The organism is Dendronalium sp. ChiSLP03b, assembly GCF_034531165.2.
Lineage (GTDB): Bacteria > Cyanobacteriota > Cyanobacteriia > Cyanobacteriales > Nostocaceae > Dendronalium > Dendronalium minutum.
Genome location: NZ_JAVRBR020000149.1, coordinates 39,484 through 58,257, shown reverse-complemented (window position 1 = coordinate 58,257; position 18,774 = coordinate 39,484). Strand labels below are relative to the sequence as shown.

17 protein-coding genes are annotated in these 18,774 nt (G+C 42.9%); 13 read left to right on the top strand and 4 right to left on the bottom strand.

Going from position 1 to position 18,774, the window contains the following annotated elements; all coding sequences use genetic code 11:
* Window positions 1–213 precede the first annotated feature (213 nt).
* The 5 genes from RMY31_RS34670 to RMY31_RS34650 all read left to right on the top strand — a co-directional run bounded on the left by RMY31_RS34670 (window position 214) and on the right by RMY31_RS34650 (window position 5,483).
* The gene (locus RMY31_RS34670) at window positions 214–726 is read left to right on the top strand and encodes an inorganic diphosphatase (protein WP_322659277.1); all 513 of its coding nucleotides are present in this window, start codon (window positions 214–216) and stop codon (window positions 724–726) included.
* Between the two features lie 59 nt (window positions 727–785).
* Window positions 786–1,169, top strand: coding sequence for an aspartate 1-decarboxylase (gene panD, locus RMY31_RS34665; RefSeq protein ID WP_322659276.1), 384 nt, complete (start codon window positions 786–788; stop codon window positions 1,167–1,169).
* 11 nt (window positions 1,170–1,180) lie between these two features.
* A complete protein-coding gene (locus RMY31_RS34660; protein ID WP_322659275.1) occupies window positions 1,181–2,083 on the top strand; it encodes an MBL fold metallo-hydrolase in 903 nt (300 codons plus the stop codon).
* 935 nt (window positions 2,084–3,018) lie between these two features.
* Window positions 3,019–4,992 carry a long-chain fatty acid--CoA ligase gene (locus RMY31_RS34655; protein WP_322659274.1) on the top strand — a complete coding sequence of 658 codons (1,974 nt, stop codon included), beginning with the start codon at window positions 3,019–3,021 and terminating at the stop codon, window positions 4,990–4,992.
* A gap of 41 nt (window positions 4,993–5,033) precedes the next feature.
* Entirely contained in the window at window positions 5,034–5,483 is a 450-nt protein-coding gene (locus RMY31_RS34650; protein WP_322659273.1) for a YlqD family protein, read from the top strand.
* Window positions 5,484–5,655: 172 nt separating this feature from the next.
* On the opposite strand, the gene RMY31_RS34645 is transcribed toward RMY31_RS34650, so the two are convergent.
* A complete protein-coding gene (locus tag RMY31_RS34645) occupies window positions 5,656–6,180 on the bottom strand; it encodes a hypothetical protein (RefSeq protein WP_322659331.1) in 525 nt (174 codons plus the stop codon).
* Between the two features lie 578 nt (window positions 6,181–6,758).
* Here RMY31_RS34645 and RMY31_RS34640 point away from each other — a divergent pair.
* The 5 genes from RMY31_RS34640 (at window position 6,759) to RMY31_RS34620 (ending at window position 12,737) form a co-directional block, all read left to right on the top strand.
* On the top strand, window positions 6,759–8,069 hold the full coding sequence (locus tag RMY31_RS34640; RefSeq protein WP_322659272.1) for a dihydrolipoamide acetyltransferase family protein: 1,311 nt from the start codon (window positions 6,759–6,761) through the stop codon (window positions 8,067–8,069).
* A gap of 152 nt (window positions 8,070–8,221) precedes the next feature.
* Window positions 8,222–9,442 carry a class I SAM-dependent methyltransferase gene (locus RMY31_RS34635; protein ID WP_322659271.1) on the top strand — a complete coding sequence of 407 codons (1,221 nt, stop codon included), beginning with the start codon at window positions 8,222–8,224 and terminating at the stop codon, window positions 9,440–9,442.
* A gap of 358 nt (window positions 9,443–9,800) precedes the next feature.
* Window positions 9,801–10,667 (top strand): NAD(P)-dependent oxidoreductase, encoded by an 867-nt coding sequence (locus RMY31_RS34630; RefSeq protein WP_322659270.1) that lies wholly within the window; start codon window positions 9,801–9,803, stop codon window positions 10,665–10,667.
* A 425-nt stretch (window positions 10,668–11,092) separates the two neighbouring features.
* The gene (locus tag RMY31_RS34625) at window positions 11,093–11,578 is read left to right on the top strand and encodes a hypothetical protein (protein WP_322659269.1); all 486 of its coding nucleotides are present in this window, start codon (window positions 11,093–11,095) and stop codon (window positions 11,576–11,578) included.
* Between the two features lie 79 nt (window positions 11,579–11,657).
* Window positions 11,658–12,737, top strand: coding sequence for a glycosyltransferase family 4 protein (locus RMY31_RS34620; RefSeq protein ID WP_322659268.1), 1,080 nt, complete (start codon window positions 11,658–11,660; stop codon window positions 12,735–12,737).
* Window positions 12,738–12,796: 59 nt separating this feature from the next.
* On the opposite strand, the gene RMY31_RS34615 is transcribed toward RMY31_RS34620, so the two are convergent.
* On the bottom strand, window positions 12,797–13,285 hold the full coding sequence (locus tag RMY31_RS34615) for a DUF6174 domain-containing protein (RefSeq protein ID WP_322659267.1): 489 nt from the start codon (window positions 13,283–13,285) through the stop codon (window positions 12,797–12,799).
* Between the two features lie 254 nt (window positions 13,286–13,539).
* Window positions 13,540–15,768, bottom strand: coding sequence for a glycoside hydrolase family 10 protein (locus tag RMY31_RS34610; RefSeq protein ID WP_322659266.1), 2,229 nt, complete (start codon window positions 15,766–15,768; stop codon window positions 13,540–13,542).
* Window positions 15,769–16,273: 505 nt separating this feature from the next.
* Between RMY31_RS34610 and RMY31_RS34605 the strand changes: the two genes are divergently transcribed.
* Window positions 16,274–16,711 (top strand): DUF6918 family protein, encoded by a 438-nt coding sequence (locus RMY31_RS34605; protein ID WP_322659265.1) that lies wholly within the window; start codon window positions 16,274–16,276, stop codon window positions 16,709–16,711.
* 445 nt (window positions 16,712–17,156) lie between these two features.
* Here the strand turns inward: RMY31_RS34605 and RMY31_RS34600 are convergent, their stop codons facing one another.
* Complete coding sequence (locus RMY31_RS34600) at window positions 17,157–17,303, bottom strand: hypothetical protein (protein WP_322659264.1); 147 nt, start codon at window positions 17,301–17,303, stop codon at window positions 17,157–17,159.
* Window positions 17,304–17,478: 175 nt separating this feature from the next.
* Here RMY31_RS34600 and RMY31_RS34595 point away from each other — a divergent pair, with 175 nt between their 5' ends.
* Together RMY31_RS34595 and RMY31_RS34590 are read left to right on the top strand one after the other, a co-directional pair.
* Window positions 17,479–18,342 (top strand): STAS domain-containing protein, encoded by an 864-nt coding sequence (locus RMY31_RS34595; RefSeq protein WP_322659263.1) that lies wholly within the window; start codon window positions 17,479–17,481, stop codon window positions 18,340–18,342.
* 17 nt (window positions 18,343–18,359) lie between these two features.
* Window positions 18,360–18,773: an STAS domain-containing protein gene (locus tag RMY31_RS34590; protein ID WP_322659262.1), complete on the top strand. Its 414-nt coding sequence runs from the start codon at window positions 18,360–18,362 to the stop codon at window positions 18,771–18,773.
* Window position 18,774: the final 1 nt, after the last annotated feature.

The following is an 18,774-nucleotide window of genomic DNA, read 5'->3' as shown; positions in this document are numbered from 1 at the left end:
AGTTTGCTTGGAGGGAAACCCTCCGACGCTCGATGACTCGCTAACGCTACGCTATGGCAACTTCTCTCCGCAGTGCTACGCTTACCGGACTGCCTCCTCTTTACTACCTGTTCACATGAATACTTTGGGAAGGAGTCCATCTTGGCCCTAAAATTCTACACGGGGAACCAAACTGGTGCGCCCACCATTCACCGTTAGCTGAGGATTTTTGTTGTGGACTTATCCCGGATTCCTGCCCAACCGAAACCAGGTATAATCAACGTTCTGGTTGAAATTACAGGCGGGAGTAAAAATAAATACGAGTACGACAAGGAGCTACAAGCTTTTTCCTTAGACCGCGTACTTTATTCTTCGGTAAAATATCCATATGACTATGGCTTTGTACCTAACACTTTAGCTGATGATGGAGATCCGCTAGATGGTATGGTCATTATCGACGAGCCAACCTTTCCAGGTTGTGTAATCGCCGCACGACCGATAGGCTTTTTAGAGATGATTGACGGTGGCGATCGCGATGAAAAAATTCTTGCTGTTCCAGATAAAGATCCGCGTTACGCCCAAATAAAATCTCTCAAAGACATAGCTCCACACCGCTTAGATGAAATTGCCGAATTTTTCCGCAGTTACAAAAATTTAGAAAAAAAAGTGACTGAAATTCTCGGTTGGCAGGATGTAGAACAAGTCAAGGCCTTAGTAGATAAGTCCATCAGAGCTTTTAAAGGATAACTTAGAAGAGACGCGCCATAACGCGTCTCCTCTAAAATTGTTGATTACCCCTAAACCAAATGCAGCGCACTCTCCTTTTGGCAAAAATTCACAACTGCACCCTCACGGGGGCTAATATCAACTATGTGGGTAGTATTAGCATCGATGAAACCTTATTAGACAAAGCTGGCATCTTGCCTTACGAGCAAGTCCAAGTAGTAAATAATGCTAATGGGGAGCGCTTTATTACCTATGCAATTCCCGCTCCAGCCAATTCAGGAGTAATTGAACTAAATGGGGGTGCTGCACGTCTAGGCATTATAGGCGATCGCTTGATTATAATGGCTTACGGGCAGTTCACTTCGGAAGAGTTAAAAAGTTACTCTCCCACAGTAGTTATGGTAGACGAAAAAAATCGGCTTTTAGAAGTGCGGTACTACGATAACCTGCTCAGTAAGGTCTAATTTCAAGGAAAATGTCAAATATTGAGCTGTCGGGTTCCCAGAGCTACGTAACTGAAAAGCCAACTAGGCTGCTAAATAGTCCAGCGGATAGTTTTCTAGTGCAATTCTGGGGTGTACGGGGTTTAATTCCAACCCCAGCCAGCAACGCCAACCGCTATGGTGGCAATACTACTTGTGTAGAAATGCATGTAGCCGGCAAACACTTGATTTTTGATGGAGGTACTGGCTTACGCATACTGGGTAAATCTTGGCAGCAAATACAACAGCCGCTAGAAGCCTATCTATTTTTTAGCAACTCCCAATCAAATCGTATCCAAGGGTTTCCCTTTTTTGCCCCTGCATTTATTGCCAAAAATTGCTTCCACATTTACGGTATAGCTGCCTCAAATGGAGCTTCTATCAAACAATGTTTGTACGACCAGATGCTCCAACCGCACTTTCCTTACCCTTTGCAAGTAATGCAGTCTGATTTACAGTTCTACAATATGATTCCTGGTAATGAGGTGAAGCTAGATGATGTCACGATTACAACAGCATTAATTAATCAAACTCAGCGGTCAGTGGGTTATCGGGTTACTTGGCAGGAATATAGCGTTGCCTATGCCACAGATTTGCACAGCAGTGCTGATGAAGTCGAGCAAGAGCGAATTTTACAGATTATTCAAGGTGTCGATTTGCTGATTGCTAATGCTACTTATATCCCTCCAACATCTCGCAACCATGACTCAGCCGATTTACAATGGCAAACTGCGGTGAATTTGGCTCACAGTGCAGGCGTGCAGCGGTTAGTTATCTCTCATTACCACCCAGATGATGAGGATGATTTTCTAGACAAGGTTCAAGTTGACCTTCAATCTGCCTTTCCCAACGGATTACTAGCTTGTGAAGGTTTGGTGTTACCTGTGGGTAAGTGATTTTCAACTTGTGAAGTAGAGCAGGAGGAGATAGGGAATAGGGGAGAGTGTAAACAACCGATAACCGACAACTGACAATTACTGAACACTCGGATGACTCCGGAGAGTCCATTTGCGACGGTCTCCACATGGTCTGGATAAAAGCCTATTGTGAGTAAAATATGGCGCAGCTAGTCTAGTGTGGACAAGTGAAACCCAATACTCGGCAATGGCTTGAAAAAATTAGTAGCAAACTGTTTGCTACCCATACGCATACAATGAGATATTTTTATTTGGAAGTCTCTGATATGAACCACGCAGAGATAAATATTTTCAGACAGTCCATCAATTTACAGAACACCTAGAACAAAAACTAGGACTGAATTTACAGAATTGGCTGCCTGTCATTACATAAACCGTACAATAAGGAAAACTGGTAATTGGAATTCTGACTTTTCGTGATGTTGAACTTGTTGTCAACGTTTTAGCAGGTTTGGTTTTAGATGCCAAAATAGTAGATATAAGCTTGGGCAACACCAAACAGGCAACAGCATTGATCAGGGTCAGGAACACAGCATCTACTAAACCCATAGGTAATCACCCCCTGTAGAAAAATAGGTGGTCTCTATTTTTAGCTGCAAGCAGAATTTGCAACCAAATTACAAAGCAATATATTGCTTTAAGTCTATATAAATTAACATTAACATAAATTTTTATCAATACAATTGATAAATTCACGAAATTACTGACACAGCAGACGATATAGATATTTAGGCAAAATATTATAGCGCAATAGCAGAATAAGCTGGAAAATAGTCAACAAACAGGGGTGTAAGGGAACCACATCAATTTGAGGCGTGGATGCAGTGGATGTAAAGGTTATCCAGCCTTCTGCCCTACATCTGACATTTTTACACCCCTTTTTTAGTCAATTTTTTAAATTGAGGTGATGTATTATGTCGAACATCCAACCTGCATCTTCTTTTTTATCCAATATCACAAAACAAGAAAGTCAGGCATTACAGCATTTAGTAGATTATACAAGTGTGAACTCTCTACCAGAGATTTGGCCATTGGCAGCAAAGCGATTTGGTAACATTGTTGCCCTGCACAATCCCCACACTACGCCAGAGGTTGTGATTACTTATGCCCAGTTAGCGGAGCAAATTCAACAATTTGCTACTGGGTTGCAAGCATTGGGAGTCAAAGTAGGCGATCGCATCTCCCTAATAGCTGATAATAGTCCTCGGTGGTTTATTGCAGATCAAGGCATAATGACTGCTGGGGCAATTGATGCAGTACGTAGCTCTCAAGCAGAAAAAGAAGAATTGCTTTTTATCGTAGCTAACAGTGGTAGTACGGCACTGGTAGTCGAAGATTTGAAGACATTTAATAGATTGCGCGACCGACTTGACGATTTACCAGTGACATTGGTCATCTTACTTTCGGATGAAGCACTACCAAAAGAGGAAACTCTTAAGGTGCTGAACTTTCCACAGTTAATCGAAATTGGCACAAACAATACTTTTATAAAGATTCAGCACAACTCCAACACCTTAGCTACACTAATTTATACTTCAGGAACTACAGGTAAACCCAAGGGTGTGATGCTGTCTCACAATAATTTGATGCATCAGGTGAAAGCGCTGGGGGCAGTAATTCAACCAGAACCAGGGGAGAATGTCCTTAGCATCCTTCCTACATGGCACAGCTATGAACGCAGCGGTGAGTATTTTTTACTTTCTCAAGGTTGCACGCAAATTTATACTAACTTGCGCTCTGTCAAACGGGATTTGAAAGAATTTAAACCTCATTACATGATAGCGGTACCACGCCTGTGGGAATCGATTCATGAAGGAGTGCAAAAGCAGTTCCGCGAACAACCAGCGAAAAAGCAACGCCTGATTAACTTTTTCTTGGGTATTAGCGAGAAATATATCCAAAATCGACGAATTGCCCAAGGCTTGCATTTAGATAATCTGAATTCCTCAGTCGTCCAAAGATTAGCAGCCAGAATAACAGCATCTGCCTTGTTGCCTCTCCATGCCTTGGGAGAACGACTAGTTTATGCCAAAGTACGAGAAGCAACCGGAGGACAAATCAAGTATGTGATTAGTGGTGGCGGTGCGCTGCCAAGGCACATAGATAACTTTTTTGAAATTGTTGGTGTTGAGCTTCTACAGGGTTATGGTTTAACAGAAACTTCTCCTGTCACTAATGCGCGTCGTCCTTGGCGAAATTTTCGTGGTTCATCCGGGCAACCAATACCAGGTACAGAAGTTAAAATTGTAGACCCTGAGACAAGAAAGCCCTTGCCAGTTGGCGAACGAGGCTTAGTGTTGCTCAAAGGCCCTCAAGTTATGCAAGGCTATTACCACAACCCCGAAGCGACAGCGAAAGCAATCGATCCCGAAGGTTGGTTTGATAGCGGTGATTTGGGTTGGGTGACACCACAAAACGACTTGGTACTGACTGGTAGAGCCAAAGATACGATTGTATTAAGTAATGGGGAAAACATCGAGCCACAACCGATTGAGGATGCTTGTTTGCGATCGCCCTACATTGACCAAATCATGCTGGTTGGACAAGACCAACGCAGCCTCGGTGCCTTGATTGTCCCCAATCTTGAAGCTTTAGAAAAATGGGCAGAAAGCCAGAACCTAAAATTCAGCATACAGGACGAAAATGTCAGCTCATCCAGTCAAAAAATTGACCTGGAGAGTAAAATGATCCAGGATTTGTTTCGGCAAGAACTGAATCGGGAAGTGAAAAACCGTCCAGGTTATCGACCAGATGACCGTATTGGGCCATTCAAACTTATACTAGAACCGTTTTCTATCGAAAATGGCCTGATGACACAAACGCTGAAAATTCGGCGACACATTGTCACTGAACGCTATCACGATATTATTAACGGCATGTTTGCCTGATAATTCCACACCGCAAACTATAGAGTGAACGCGAAACTTTTATGGATATCTCCAACCCCCAATTGCTTTTGAAGCGCATTGTTAACGTCAAAGTTATTGTCACTCCCCTCTGGAAAGAGGAAGTGCAACAGCAACTGCAAGCTAATATCAATCAACTAGACCAGCAACTGCAACAACTGGACCTTGAAGGACAAAGAGCGATCGCAGCAATTCAAAAGCAAAGTCTACAACCACCAGGGCCTCAGACCCTCCAACAAATTGACAATGTCCAACTCCAAGTCAATCAAAAGAAAAGTGAACTGCTAGAGCAAAAAAATCAATTACTGCAAAACCTCCAGCAAGTGCAGTTTCTCGAATTAGATCAAGAAGTCAATCAATTCCAAATGGAAGGCTTTTTCCGGGTCGAACGGGGTGATAACTTGATTAGCAAAATGCAGGTCGAAGTCTTGTTGCGCGATGGTGTTGTCGAAGATATTCGTGGCGATATCTAAATTTGTCAGTTGTCTGTTGTCAGCCAGTACGGTCTTGGGGAGGCAGTGCGGTGGACGGGTTACCCGGCATAAAGCACCTGCCGTGGTTTCCCCTATGAGTAACTGGTGTTAGCGCAGCGTTAGCAAGCCTGCGAGCGTCACCCGTAAAGGTCAGTTGCTCTGTGACTAATGACTAATTACAGCTTTGAGTTAATTTGTTATGGGGGCGACTCCCAGATTGACATTGTGTCTGGGAGCCAGCCCAAATAATTTGCCACACAGGAGGCGAACTCACTAAAAGCGATCGCCCAAAAGTTGTCATCTCAACTCGATATTTAATGACGCTCGCGAAATCGCCACTTGGCTGGATTTGTGTAATCGTTACAAAAGCTTGATTTCGTTGTGGATAAACTACCTCTACCTTTCGCCTTCCTCTTACTAATGCTTCACCATCCAAGGCATTCAGGGCAAGGGTAGCAGGATCGCTACCTTGGAGAGCAGAGGTAATACTTTCTAATGGTATGGTTTTATAGTGGGAACGCTGTGGGTATCCCACTATATCCTGAGACTGTTGTACCACCGAAAATTGCTGTTGTTGACTATTGCTAATTTCTGCAACCGTCATAGGTTGTTGGTGCTGGGCAATATAAACCCCAGCACCAGCAGTGGCAAAGATACTGAGTATTAAAATTAAAAAGAATTTCCACTTTACCGACATCATAACTAAACAGACAATTATCAATTTTGAATTTTAAATTGATGTTTAACCATTAAGCTCATATCATACTAATTCGTAATTAGTAATTCGTGAGGAAGTTGCCGTCTTGGCACGTGCGAAGGGTGGCAAACTCCCGAACCCGGAGGCTAACTTGTAATGAAGACAAACTTCAAAAATACTTTATACAGGCGGTTTTTCGTTCGTTACTCTCCTTGGTGGAACAGTACATCGAATTCCAATTTGGTATTATAAACTTTGGAAAAGCTGCTACTGTGTCTTGGTGAGTGGTTATAAGAAATATAAACTCCAAAACAGTTCTATTTGAGTTGTGGAAACCTCAAAATGGCTATTACATAGTCAACAATCGAGACACGATGTTCACAAATAATTTATGGCTGCCATATACATAGACCCCTAAGTCTTCTTGAGGTTCCAAGGGTCAGTTGTTGTTCTCCCCCTGCTCCCCAGTCCTGAACCTAAAATAAGAAAATCTAAAACCCAAAACTGCTCCGCCGAGATACAATTCGATCTGGCTGAAGCTGTTAAAGTCCATAAACCATTGATTCTGAAACCACCATATGAGCATTCACGAAGTATTTATGCCGGCGCTTAGCTCCACCATGACCGAAGGCAAAATTGTCTCCTGGGTGAAATCGCCAGGTGACAAAGTGGAAAAAGGCGAAACAGTGGTGGTTGTCGAGTCAGATAAGGCAGATATGGATGTGGAAACCTTCTATGAAGGATATCTTGCCCACATCATAGTACAAGCTGGTGACACAGCAAGTGTAGGGGCTGCGATCGCTTACATCGCAGAAACGGAAGCCGAAATCGAAACCGCCAAGTCTTTGGGTAACTCAGCTGGCGCTGCGGCTACTCCTGTATCTGCTCCCACACCAGTTGCAGCCACAGCCTCTGTGGGCATACCTGCCTTAGCATCTCAAAATGGGTCTAACCACCGGGAAGGAAGGCTTGTGGCTTCACCCCGCGCCCGCAAGTTGGCGAAAGAACTCAAAGTTGATTTGACCGCTCTCAAAGGCAGTGGCCCCTATGGTCGCATCGTTGCTGAGGATGTGGAAGCTGTCGTCAATAAAGGTAAGCAACCTGCCCCCGCACCTGTTGCCCCAACAACACCTGCACCAAGCATCACTCCAATTGCACCGCCACCATCTCAGCCGACAGCACCTGCACCCATCCCAGCCGCAGCCAGTGCTGTTCCTGGCCAAGTAGTACCCTTAACTACTTTCCAAAATGCTGTCGTACGGAATATGGTAGCTAGCCTGTCCGTGCCTGTTTTCCGTGTGGGTTATACAATTACCACTGATGGACTAGACAAACTTTACAAGCAAATTAAGTCCAAAGGGGTGACAATGACAGCACTACTGGCGAAAGCCGTAGCCGTGACATTGCAAAAACACCCATTATTAAATGCGAGCTATTCAGAGCAAGGAATTGTCTATCACTCTGACATCAACATTTCTGTAGCTGTGGCGATGGATGATGGCGGATTGATTACACCAGTGTTACAAAATGCTGATACAGTAGATATTTATTCTCTCTCGCGTATTTGGAAATCTTTAGTAGAGCGCGCTAGGACAAAACAACTGCAACCACAGGAATACAACAGTGGCACTTTTACCGTCTCAAACTTGGGAATGTTTGGTGTAGACAAATTCGATGCGATTTTGCCACCTGGACAAGGCTCAATTTTAGCGATCGGCGCATCCCGTCCGCAAGTGATAGCAACATCTGACGGTTTATTTGGCGTGCGGCAACAAATGCAAGTGAATATTACTTCTGACCACCGGATTATTTACGGTGCCCATGCTGCGGCATTCTTGCAAGATTTAGCGAAGTTAATTGAGACTAACCCTCAATCTTTAACACTCTAGAAGCCAAAAGTATAGAGGGAGCAGGAGGAATGAGAGGGACAAGGGAGACAAGGGAGATGGAAAGACATGGGAACACAGAGAAATTATTTAAGAATTCTCTCCTGTGCCCTTCTGTCCCTCTACCTCCTCTCTCCTAATTCGTAAGTTTTTCTATGGATTCCAATCCGACGCTGTGTGTAGCCATCACTCATCGTATTGCTGCTAGTCCCCAACGGCGAATTACTTTCGCTGAATATATGGACATGGTGTTGTATCATCCGGAATACGGCTACTATTCCAGCAATGCAGTCAAAATTGGATTTAAAGGCAGTGATTTTTTCACCTCTTCCAATCTTGGCAATGACTTTGGCGAGTTATTGGCAGAACAATTTGTCCAGATGTGGGAAATTTTAGGGCGACCCGTACCTTTTTCTTTGGTAGAAATGGGAGCAGGTCAAGGACTCTTGGCGTTGCATATCCTCAATTACTATCAGTTGCACTACCCAGATTTCTTTGCGGCGCTAGAGTACGTCATTGTGGAAAAGTCACCAACATTAAGGCAAGAACAAGAGCAACGCTTGCAGAAGTTCTCAGTGCGTTGGTGCAGTTTAGAGGAGATACCAACTAAATCAATTACTGGCTGCTTCTTTTCTAACGAATTGGTGGACGCATTCCCAGTGCATCAATTTATATTAGAGGCGGGGGAACTGCGAGAAATTTACGTGACAACGCCGCAGAACTTAACCTCCCTAGAAAGGCAGAAGGAGGAAAACTCTTTCATAGGGGAGAGATCCAATTTTGAATTTGTAGAAGTGACAGGGGAACCTTCTACACAGCAACTAGCACAATATTTCAATTTGGTAGGGATTGATTTTGGTCAAAGGACTTATGCAGATGGGTATCGCAGTGAGATTAATTTAGCTGCTCTCGACTGGTTGAGTATAGTAGCAGACCGCTTGCAAAGAGGGTATGTGTTAACAATTGATTATGGCTACCCTGCCAGCCGTTATTATAATCCCAGGCGATCGCAAGGAACGCTACAGTGCTACTACCATCATCGCTATCACGACAACCCTTATATCAATGTCGGGCGACAAGACATTACAACCCATGTTGATTTTACTGCTTTAGAACGATGGGGTGAGCAGTGCAGGTTAGAGAAGGTTGGTTTTATGCAGCAGGGTTTATTTTTGATGGCATTGGGTTTGGGAAGTCGCATTGCTGCCCTCTCCCATCAAGAGATACCTCTCTCACAGTTGCTGCAACGGCGGGAGTCATTACACCAACTACTAGATCCCACCAGACTGGGCGGTTTTGGAGTCCTAGTTCAAAGTAAAGGACTTACAGAACAAGAAAAATCTCAATCGCTAAAAGGATTAACTGTACCAGAGTAAAGGTAAATCTAAAAAGTTAAAACTCTCTTTAAGAATGCTGTATCAGTCTGATATGGATTAGCATTACATTGATTACTCTAAACTCAAAAATAATAGGAAAGTAATAATTATGACTGCTCATGAACTTTTATTGTTAGTGACGCTACTTACCCCCGGTATTTTGCTGTCAGTTCTAATTATGGTGACTTTTGCCGCAGGTGGCTGATCGCTAAAGTTAAGGAGTAGGGAATAGGGAGTAGCGAAGTTGAGGTGGAATCTTAAATTTTAAATCACTGCTCTCTAGTAAATAACAATCAAACAACCGAAACGCGATGTCTACGACGGGCTTCGCCTACGCTGTACTAAAGGAACGTGAACAATGAAGGTGGCATTTCTGGGAACTGGACTCATGGGACTACCCATGGCTCAAAGATTGTTAGCAGCAAATATACAGGTAGTTGCCTATAACCGCACCCCAGAAAAATTAGCACCACTACAAGCAGCTGGTGCGGAAATTGTCACACACCCCCGCTATGCTATTCGTGCGGCTGAGTGCATTATTCTCATGCTCACAAACGCCGCAGCTATATATCATGTTTTGCTTTCAGATACTTCTTGGCGAACTTTAGAAGGACGCACAATTATCCAGATGGGAACAATTACTCCCACAGAAAGCCAAGAAATTAGAGACTCAGTAGTTGGGGGGGGTGGTGAATATATAGAGGCACCCGTACTTGGTAGCATTCCAGAAGCAAAAACTGGCAAGCTGATTGTGATGGTAGGTGCTGAACCAGAGCAATATCAAAACCATTTAGAATTACTGCAAAATTTTGGCCCAGAACCTTTACTTGTAGGGCCAGTGGGAACTGCTGCTGCGCTAAAATTGGCACTAAATCAACTAATTGCTTCTCTAACAACTAGCTTTGCCCTCAGTCTTGCTTTTATTCAGCGTCAGGGTGTTGATGTGGATTTATTTATGCAAATCCTACGCGACAGTTCACTTTACGCGCCTACCTTTGACAAAAAGCTGCAACGAATGTTGGATAGAAATTATGCTAATCCTAATTTTCCCACAAAGCACTTGCTAAAAGATACAGATTTGTTTATCTCTGAAGCTAAATCCCGTGGCTTGGATCTCAGCAGTATTAAAGGTGTGCGACAAATCTTACAAACAGCAGTAAAAATGTCATTTGCTAATGATGATTACTCATCACTATTTTCTGCGATCAAAGAATGGGGAGATTAAACAATTCTAAATTCTAAAGCGATCGCTACCTTGATACCTGTAATTTTTGTAACTTTTGCACTTCGGTTTCAAGTAATGCAGTAAGTTGGCTGATTTGTGCGATCGTCATCCCAGATTGAAGTAAATTCTGTGCTACCTGTAGCTGTTGCTATAATTCATCATGCTTATTGAGTTCATTGTCAATAAATTTTGACACTTTTCTGAATCACTAATTCTTTTAATCTTTGCTACTTAAACTTTTCAAGCTTTTTGGTTTATCGTACTCACGTTAACATATAATCTTTTAACTCTTTCCTAGTCTCCATTGTCCCTAATCCCCAGAGTGGGTTGCGAGTTCTCCAGCCCCTATATTCACTTCTTCTTACTGGAAGCTTTTAGCAAGTAAGGTTAAAATCGCAAGAACAGTGTAAATCTGAAGTGGAATTATGAAGACTGCTGAAAAATTAGCTGCGGGTTGGCTACTAACACTCGGATTCATGTTTTTAACACTATCAGTCTCAGCGGTACTTGCGAAAAATACTATACTGAAGCAAATCCCAACAGGTGATGCAGAGGAAGTGGTAGATTTTCCTAATACAGAAGCTCTCTATGTACTTAATGCTACCGCTACACAAGGTTTAATTTTTGGCGTTCCTACTATGGTGTTGGGTGGATGGTTAAGCGTAGCATTATACCGTCAAGGCAAGCGTGAGGAAAAGGCCATTCAGCAACAAGTAAGCGATCGCCTACAATCTCTTTTTTATCAAATGCTACAAGAAAATCATGGGCGCGTAACTGTTTTAAGCTTTGCGATGCATTCACAACTACCAGCAGTAATCGCTAGGCAATATTTAGATGAGAAAGCTAAAGAATTCAATGCGAATTTTCAAGTGAATGAAGAAGGGGCTGTATCTTATCATTTTGACATTTAAATGGTAGTTTGATTAATCTACCAAAGCTAGGCAGTATCAAAAGATTTAAGATTTACTGGATATATCGATTCTTGAATGAATGACCGTTTCTGCCAAAACTGTGAAATTACTCTTTGTTTCCACTCCTGTTGGCCCCCTCGGTAGTGGACTCGGCGGTGGCGTGGAATTGACTCTGTATAATGTCGCCCAAGAAATGATTCGGCGGGGTCATCACCTGCAAATCGTCGCCCCCGCAGGTTCTACCTGGAATGATTTATCTTTGGTGCAAATTCCTGGTAATTTACAAATTATTGCCCAAAGCCAGAAACGTACAGATCCCATTACCATGCCAGAAAATTCTCTGCTGGCAAATATGTGGGATTATGCTCGTCAAGTTCAAGCTAACTATGACTTGATTGTAAATTTTGCTTACGATTGGTTACCATTCTACCTCACACCTTTTTTCCAGCGACCGATCGCTCACTTGGTCAGTATGGGTTCACTGAGTAACGCCCTAGATCGAGTTATCAAAAAAGTAGCACAGCAGTTTCCTAATACGATTGGCTTCCATACTCAAACACAAGCTGCTACTTTTGCTCTTAAGCAGCAGTCTGCTGTCTTAAGTAATGGCATTGATTTATCACTGTATGATTTTTGCCGCGAACCAAAACAACAGTTAGCTTGGGTAGGTAGAATTGCTCCAGAAAAAGGTTTAGAGGATGCAGTCGCAGCGTCGCAAGCTACAAATATTCCTCTAAAGATTATGGGTAAAATTCAGGATGATTTATACTGGCAAAAAATTTGTCAGGACTACCCAAATGCGCCTTTGGAATACCTGGGATTTTTATCAACAAATCAAATGCAGCAAGTAGTGCGTGAGTGTCAGGCATTGCTGATGACACCTCATTGGGTAGAAGCATTTGGAAATGTGACAATCGAGAGTCTAGCCTGTGGAGTACCAGTCATTTCTTATCGTCGGGGTGGGCCGGCGGAAATTATCCAAGATGGCAAAACTGGTTTTTTAGTAGAACCCGATCGCGTTCCTGGTTTGATAAATGCGATCGCTCGCCTTGATGAGATCGACCGAAAAGCCTGCCGCCACCAAGCAGAAACAGAATTTTCTCTCCAAGCACTAGGCGATCGCTTTGAAAATTGGTTCTACAAAATTTTAGACGCTTGATAGTTGGTGAGATGGTATTTCGATTTTTGTATGGCTTTGTAAGTTCATCAAAGCAATATTTAAAGTTTCTTAAAATTCTCAATTGTCAGATATAATTCTTCATCGGCTATCTGACTGCTGTAATCTATATTAATTTGCATTGGGTAGCCGAGTTTATGATTGTACTGGACATTCAAGCTGGATGCTTTACGTTCAATAGCATCTTGAATGACATCAAAAAGCTTGGGAATTGTATTGTACTTTTGAAAAAATTCTGGATTAGCTGGTTGACCATCAGCTAAAGTAATGGAAATTGTTTGACCGTTACGTACTTTAATAACTACTGGCCCTCTAGCTTCAGGTATACAAAAGCAACCATTGCTCAGTGTATATTGGTAGTTGTAAATATTTTGCTGATTCCACAAATTGCGGTTAAATTTTAATCGCCTTAAATTCAAATTATTATTTGTCTGTGCTTGTGCTATTTGCACTTGAGTTTGAGAGATCGCTGGGATATTCAGACCTAAAGATAGCAACAATCCCGCACTAATAATGATAGGTAAACGCATATAGTTACTTACTGTTATTTTGATTTGATACTCTAAATATATTGTTTGTTTCTTTGTTTAACTACAAGTTATCCTTTTATTAAAAATAAACATGATGCTAGTTTTTGATACTCTAGCATCAGGTTACGGGTGGTGTCAGCTTGACGCTCGCTGAACAACTCACGGTCTGATGAGCTAGCTTTATTTCTGAGCCACTATCGCACCATAATCGTAGTTAAAAAGCGAAACTCTCCAGCAAATTACCAGGAACAAACTTACCGCCGACTGCGAAAACCCTGTCTTCCATTAACTAGGTCAAAAAGTACATCGTATTTATCAAAAAACGCGATGCCAGGATTCACAAATATAGGAAGTTCTGCTTGTGGCGAGATACTCAAATTCCAACGATTAAATCCATCGCGGGTTCCTGGTGTCATACTGTAATCAAAAATACCATTAATTGCTACCTTCAGAGCATTTGCTGAGCGTAATACTCCTGGCTTGAGTTTGCCTGCTGTGGCAGCTGACTTAAATTCAGTCAAACCATTAATAGTTGCAGTATCAGTTATCATTCTGCCATTACAAGCATTTTTAGCAGAACTTCCAGCAATAGTTAAACAAACCTTGCTGAGTCGAGAATCCCATCTTTTACCTGGTACACCATTAATATCCGGTTGTTGACTCCAAGAAGCCATTTTGAAACCTTTTTGATTGTCGACGGTTAAACCGAGAATTAAACTGCCATTGTTGTTACTACCACCGTTACCAATGGCGATAAATCCGTTACTGAGATTTCCTGGTAATTTTCTCAACGGATTATAGGGAAGTACCTTTTCAAAATAATTGACACCGATAACACCGGAAAATGGCACGCCACTCTTTGCCAAACAATTAGGTTTTTGTGCAGTACACTGGCGACTAGTAACAACCTGTACGGGAACGGGTTCTGCGGCAGGAATCAGACCAAACCGGACATTAGTATAAACTAATTCTCCTTCCAAAATAGTACCATCACTTAATACCTCCTTGATATTTTGACCAGTTCTGCGGATAGGAGCATTGCCCAAAAACTCTTTGGGTACTCGCAGCCCTGCTGACCCTGTATCTAATAAAACACGCTTTGGCTGACCATTGGCGATCGCTACTTCCAGAAAATAGCCGCGAACGCGTTGGCCGAGGGAAGGTTTTGGATATAAAGGTAAAGATATGGTATTAAAAGTTGGCTGGCGGGGTGTATTTTCAGAGATGTCGCGTAACGCTGAATTTGGGAAAAGAGCCGCAAATGCTGACTGTCGTTGTTCTGCTGGTTCTGGCGCGATATCCCAAAGGCTTTCGTAGTAGAAAAAGCCGATACCTAAACCGCGTTGTTGGGCTGCTCGCACCTGGGATTGGATTTGTGCTATGGAAACTGGGCGATTGCGTAACCCCGCCATAATACCGATACCAGTTGGGATGATTTGTTGGGTTTCTAAAATTTCTGGGCGGGTAATTTGACCGATAAAACTTTCCAAATCATTACGGTATACCTGCATGACCAACTCATCGACAATACCCAACCGTACCCAGTTCAGCCAGTCTTGCAATTGCAGCTTGTAGGCAAAATCATAATAATTGGGAGAAACTGAGAAAATGGCATTCGGTTTTCGGGCTTTCACGGTTTGGTAGAGGTCTACCATGAATGCAGTGATTTTATCTGCCCGCCATTTTATCCATGCTTGGGCTTGGGGATTAGGTGGGGGAGGATTGCCAGTTTCTTGAGTATACAAACTAATCGTGTACTTATCGTAACCAAAATCGACAGGCAAACTCATGTGGTCGTCAAATTGAACGCCATCAGCATCGTATTGAGCGATGACTTCCATCACGAGTTCTCTGATAAACTTTTGCACTTCAGGGTGAAAGGGATTCAACCACGCTACTTCACCCGCAGCACTAATTGAAGTTTGAGTGCCATCCTGCTTTTGTGTCAGCCAATCTGGATGCTGGGATGCAAGTTCCGAAGTTAAGGGAACCATGAAACCAAATTCAAACCAGGGTATCGCTAGTAGCCCTTGTCTGCGGGCTTGGGTAATGATGTCTGCAATCACATCTTGTCCATCTGTTCCCTTGAAGAAAAAGGGGATACCGATTTTTTGCGCGATCGCACTAGGGTAGTGTGTATAGCCATCGTTCCACACTACGGGATAAACAGTGTTAAAGTTGAGCTGCCGCAGTTGGCTCATAGCTGCTTGCACCTGTGAGCGATTTCTAAAAACGCCAAAATCGTTACCACTCAGCCATACCCCGCGAATTTCTTGACGAGTTTGAGCAGGTAACTGGGCAACAGCAGGAGCAAAGCTGTTTAGTAGCAATACTGCAAAAAATGATATCAAAAATAATAATGGCAACAGACGCTTCCTTAAAAGCCACCAACCTTGATGAATGAGCAATCGCACAGGGTTGGATAGTAAGTTAGTTAAAATCGCGTTAACTCCTATGCTTTTTTCCCAAAACTGACTTGCCATTACTTCTGCTTACTAAATGAGGTTAATTGGTTATATTTCATTCCATACGAACACTAAATTACTGTACTAGGAAAATTAATACAGTAATTTAGCGTAAGATAGTTGACGCAATTATTGGGTTAGTAGTGCCAAGGAGAAATAGTTGCGATCGCTAACGAAGAGAATCAGCCGAGCTATTTCGACTCAATTCTAGATGGAGCATAAAACCATTTGAGGTGAATTTGCCATGTCCTTAGAAAAAATTGGCTGATAATGAAACTTTTTGATATCATTCCAAAAATGAATCAACCCCCTAGCAAACAAAGTCATAACAATGGAAAACAGCAGGACGTGGATCGCCCTGATTCACCTTATCTGTACAATTAGATACTCAAAATATAACTTGGGTTAATGATAGCTCTACTGCTCTACCTTTGTTTAAATTACCAAAATGAGCTAAAAATTCCATTAGCTAGGAAAATTAATTGAAGATAAATCAAGCAATTTGACATTAAAGAGGAGTGTAATGGGACTTAGCGACGGACTCTTGAACCCGGACAAAAAGACTATGGTCGTAGACGACTGCTGCAACATGATAGAAGCACAGCTTGCTTCTAAGTCGGGTATCAGCGGCATTGCTCTGAAAACTGCTTTCAGCGCCTTGAAAGGGGTGAAGCCAGGATATATCCCTTACGTTGTCGAGCAGCTCCTGCCGCTGTACTGCACAGCGCTCGATCCGCTCTGGAGTGAGGGCGTGCAGAATGGCAACCCAGTTGAGTACCTCGATACCAATCGCTCACGTACGGCAGAAGCACTGCTGGGCGTTACTGATGCGAGAGTCAAGAGCGTGAAGCGCCCAATCGTGCGAGGAACATATGACAAACTCCGCGGTTCAGCTAAAAAACACGTAGAGGAAGCAGTGCCAGACTTCGCCAAGATAATTGATAAATATACTAAGGTCTGAAGTGAGTGGGGGGACAAGAAGATATAAAAACTCTGGCGTTGCATAACAGTGGGATGAATTGGGGTAACAGGGGAGGCAGGGGATGCAGAGGAAGCAGGGGGAGAATTTTAAAAGTTGCTAAATCATCCCGCAACTATGCAACGCCAAAACTCTTAACTCTTGTAAGGGCGCAAGGCATTGCGCCCCTACGAACTCCCTTGTACAGATGTGATTAATCGCGTCTGTACTCCTAACTTCTGACTCCTGCTTTTTCTATGACTAAATAAAATACTGTTGTTATAAAAGTTCAGTTTAAGGTCTTTTGCAAAAAGTTTATTGTAAACGAGTAGCGATCGCCTGAAGAATCATTTTTGTTGACAGCTACAGCATGAGTGAGGGAATCAGGTGACACAACAAGCAGCTGACACTGAAGCATAGCTATGGGTAAAACCAAAAACTATTAATCTCACCAACGCAGAGATAGAGGTGTGAGGCAGAGAACTCTATCTTCTCCTTTAACCCTTTTTACTCCGGGTTTTCCGATCGCGTGAGCGATCGCCCCTTGCCTCCCAATAGCTTGATTTGATTGAGATACAAAAAGTTTGTGTGGCACTAATATCTTTATAATTAATGAATGAATAAACTAAGTTGCTTTGAGATACCTACCTCCAAGTTTAGTTGGTTGTTCGCATACTAAAAAAATTCAACCAAGGTATGGAGCTAGTTAACTCAAAAATCTTTAGTATAGATTTATACATAAATCGAAATTAAGTGAAAGGAATCAATGTATGGGAGCGAGCAGGGGCAGTAAAATTCCCGATGTTCTGAAAAAGTATGAAGCCGAAATATTAGCAGAATGGATTCAGGAATTGATGTCCGTCGGCGCTCGTAAAGGCTTGATTAAAGAAACACAAATGCGGGAGGAATGTCAAGAATTTCTCTATTTGTTTAGCAATGCGGTACAAGGTGGTAACTTAACTAACATTCAATCAGCTGAGTGGCAGAATGTGAGAGAAATGCTGAGTAGTGTTTCCCGCACGCGATCGCAGCAAGGTTTTACACCTTCGGAAACTGCCCTTTTTGTATTTTCGCTCAAACAACCACTCTTTAATTATTTGCGTCAAGAACTCAGCCAAAACTCCACAGACTTAATAGAAGATATCTGGCAAGCAACAACACTATTAGATCGGTTGGGGCTTTTGACGATAGAAGCTTATCAAAAGAGTCGTGAAGAAGTGATTCTGCGCCAGCAAGAGGAGTTGCTAGAGCTTTCTACTCCTGTAGTCAAGCTCTGGGAAGGAGTTCTGGCATTGCCGCTGATCGGCACTTTAGACAGCGGTAGGACTCAGGTGGTGATGGAGTCGCTGTTGCAGAAAATTGTTGAGACAGGTTCAGAGATTGCCATCATCGATATTACTGGCGTGCCAACTGTAGATACATTGACAGCACAACATTTGCTCAAAACAGTCACCGCCGCTCGGCTCATGGGTGCAGATTGTATTATTAGCGGAATTCGCCCTCAAATTGCCCAAACAATTGTTTACCTGGGAATAGATCTAACAGATGTGATTACCAAGGCATCGTTAGCAGACGCGTTCCTGACGGCGCTGAAACGCACAGGGTTTACAATTGTCCGTCCCCAAGCTAAGTAAAAAGTCAGGAGTGTCTAATGGAGCGTATTCCCATACTTCAGATGGGCGAATTCTTACTGGTAACAATTCAGGTAGATATGCACGATCGCCTAGCAATGACTTTACAGGAGGATCTTACCAATCGTATCGCCGCCACCAATGCCCATGGGGTGTTAATCGATATTTCTGCCCTAGAAATTGTAGATTCCTTTATTGGCAGAATTCTGGGAAATATTGCCAAAATGTCACGAGTACTCGATGCTCAGACTGTAGTGGTTGGTATGCAGCCAGCAGTAGCGATTACTTTAGTAGAGTTAGGACTGTCTCTGACTGGTATTCACACTGCCTTAAACGTAGAGAAGGGCATGGGACTACTGCGGACATCGCTAAGTAGAGATGCGTCTCATGTCTCTGCCACCGAGGGGAGCATCAACGGGTATGCAGAGGTTTGAA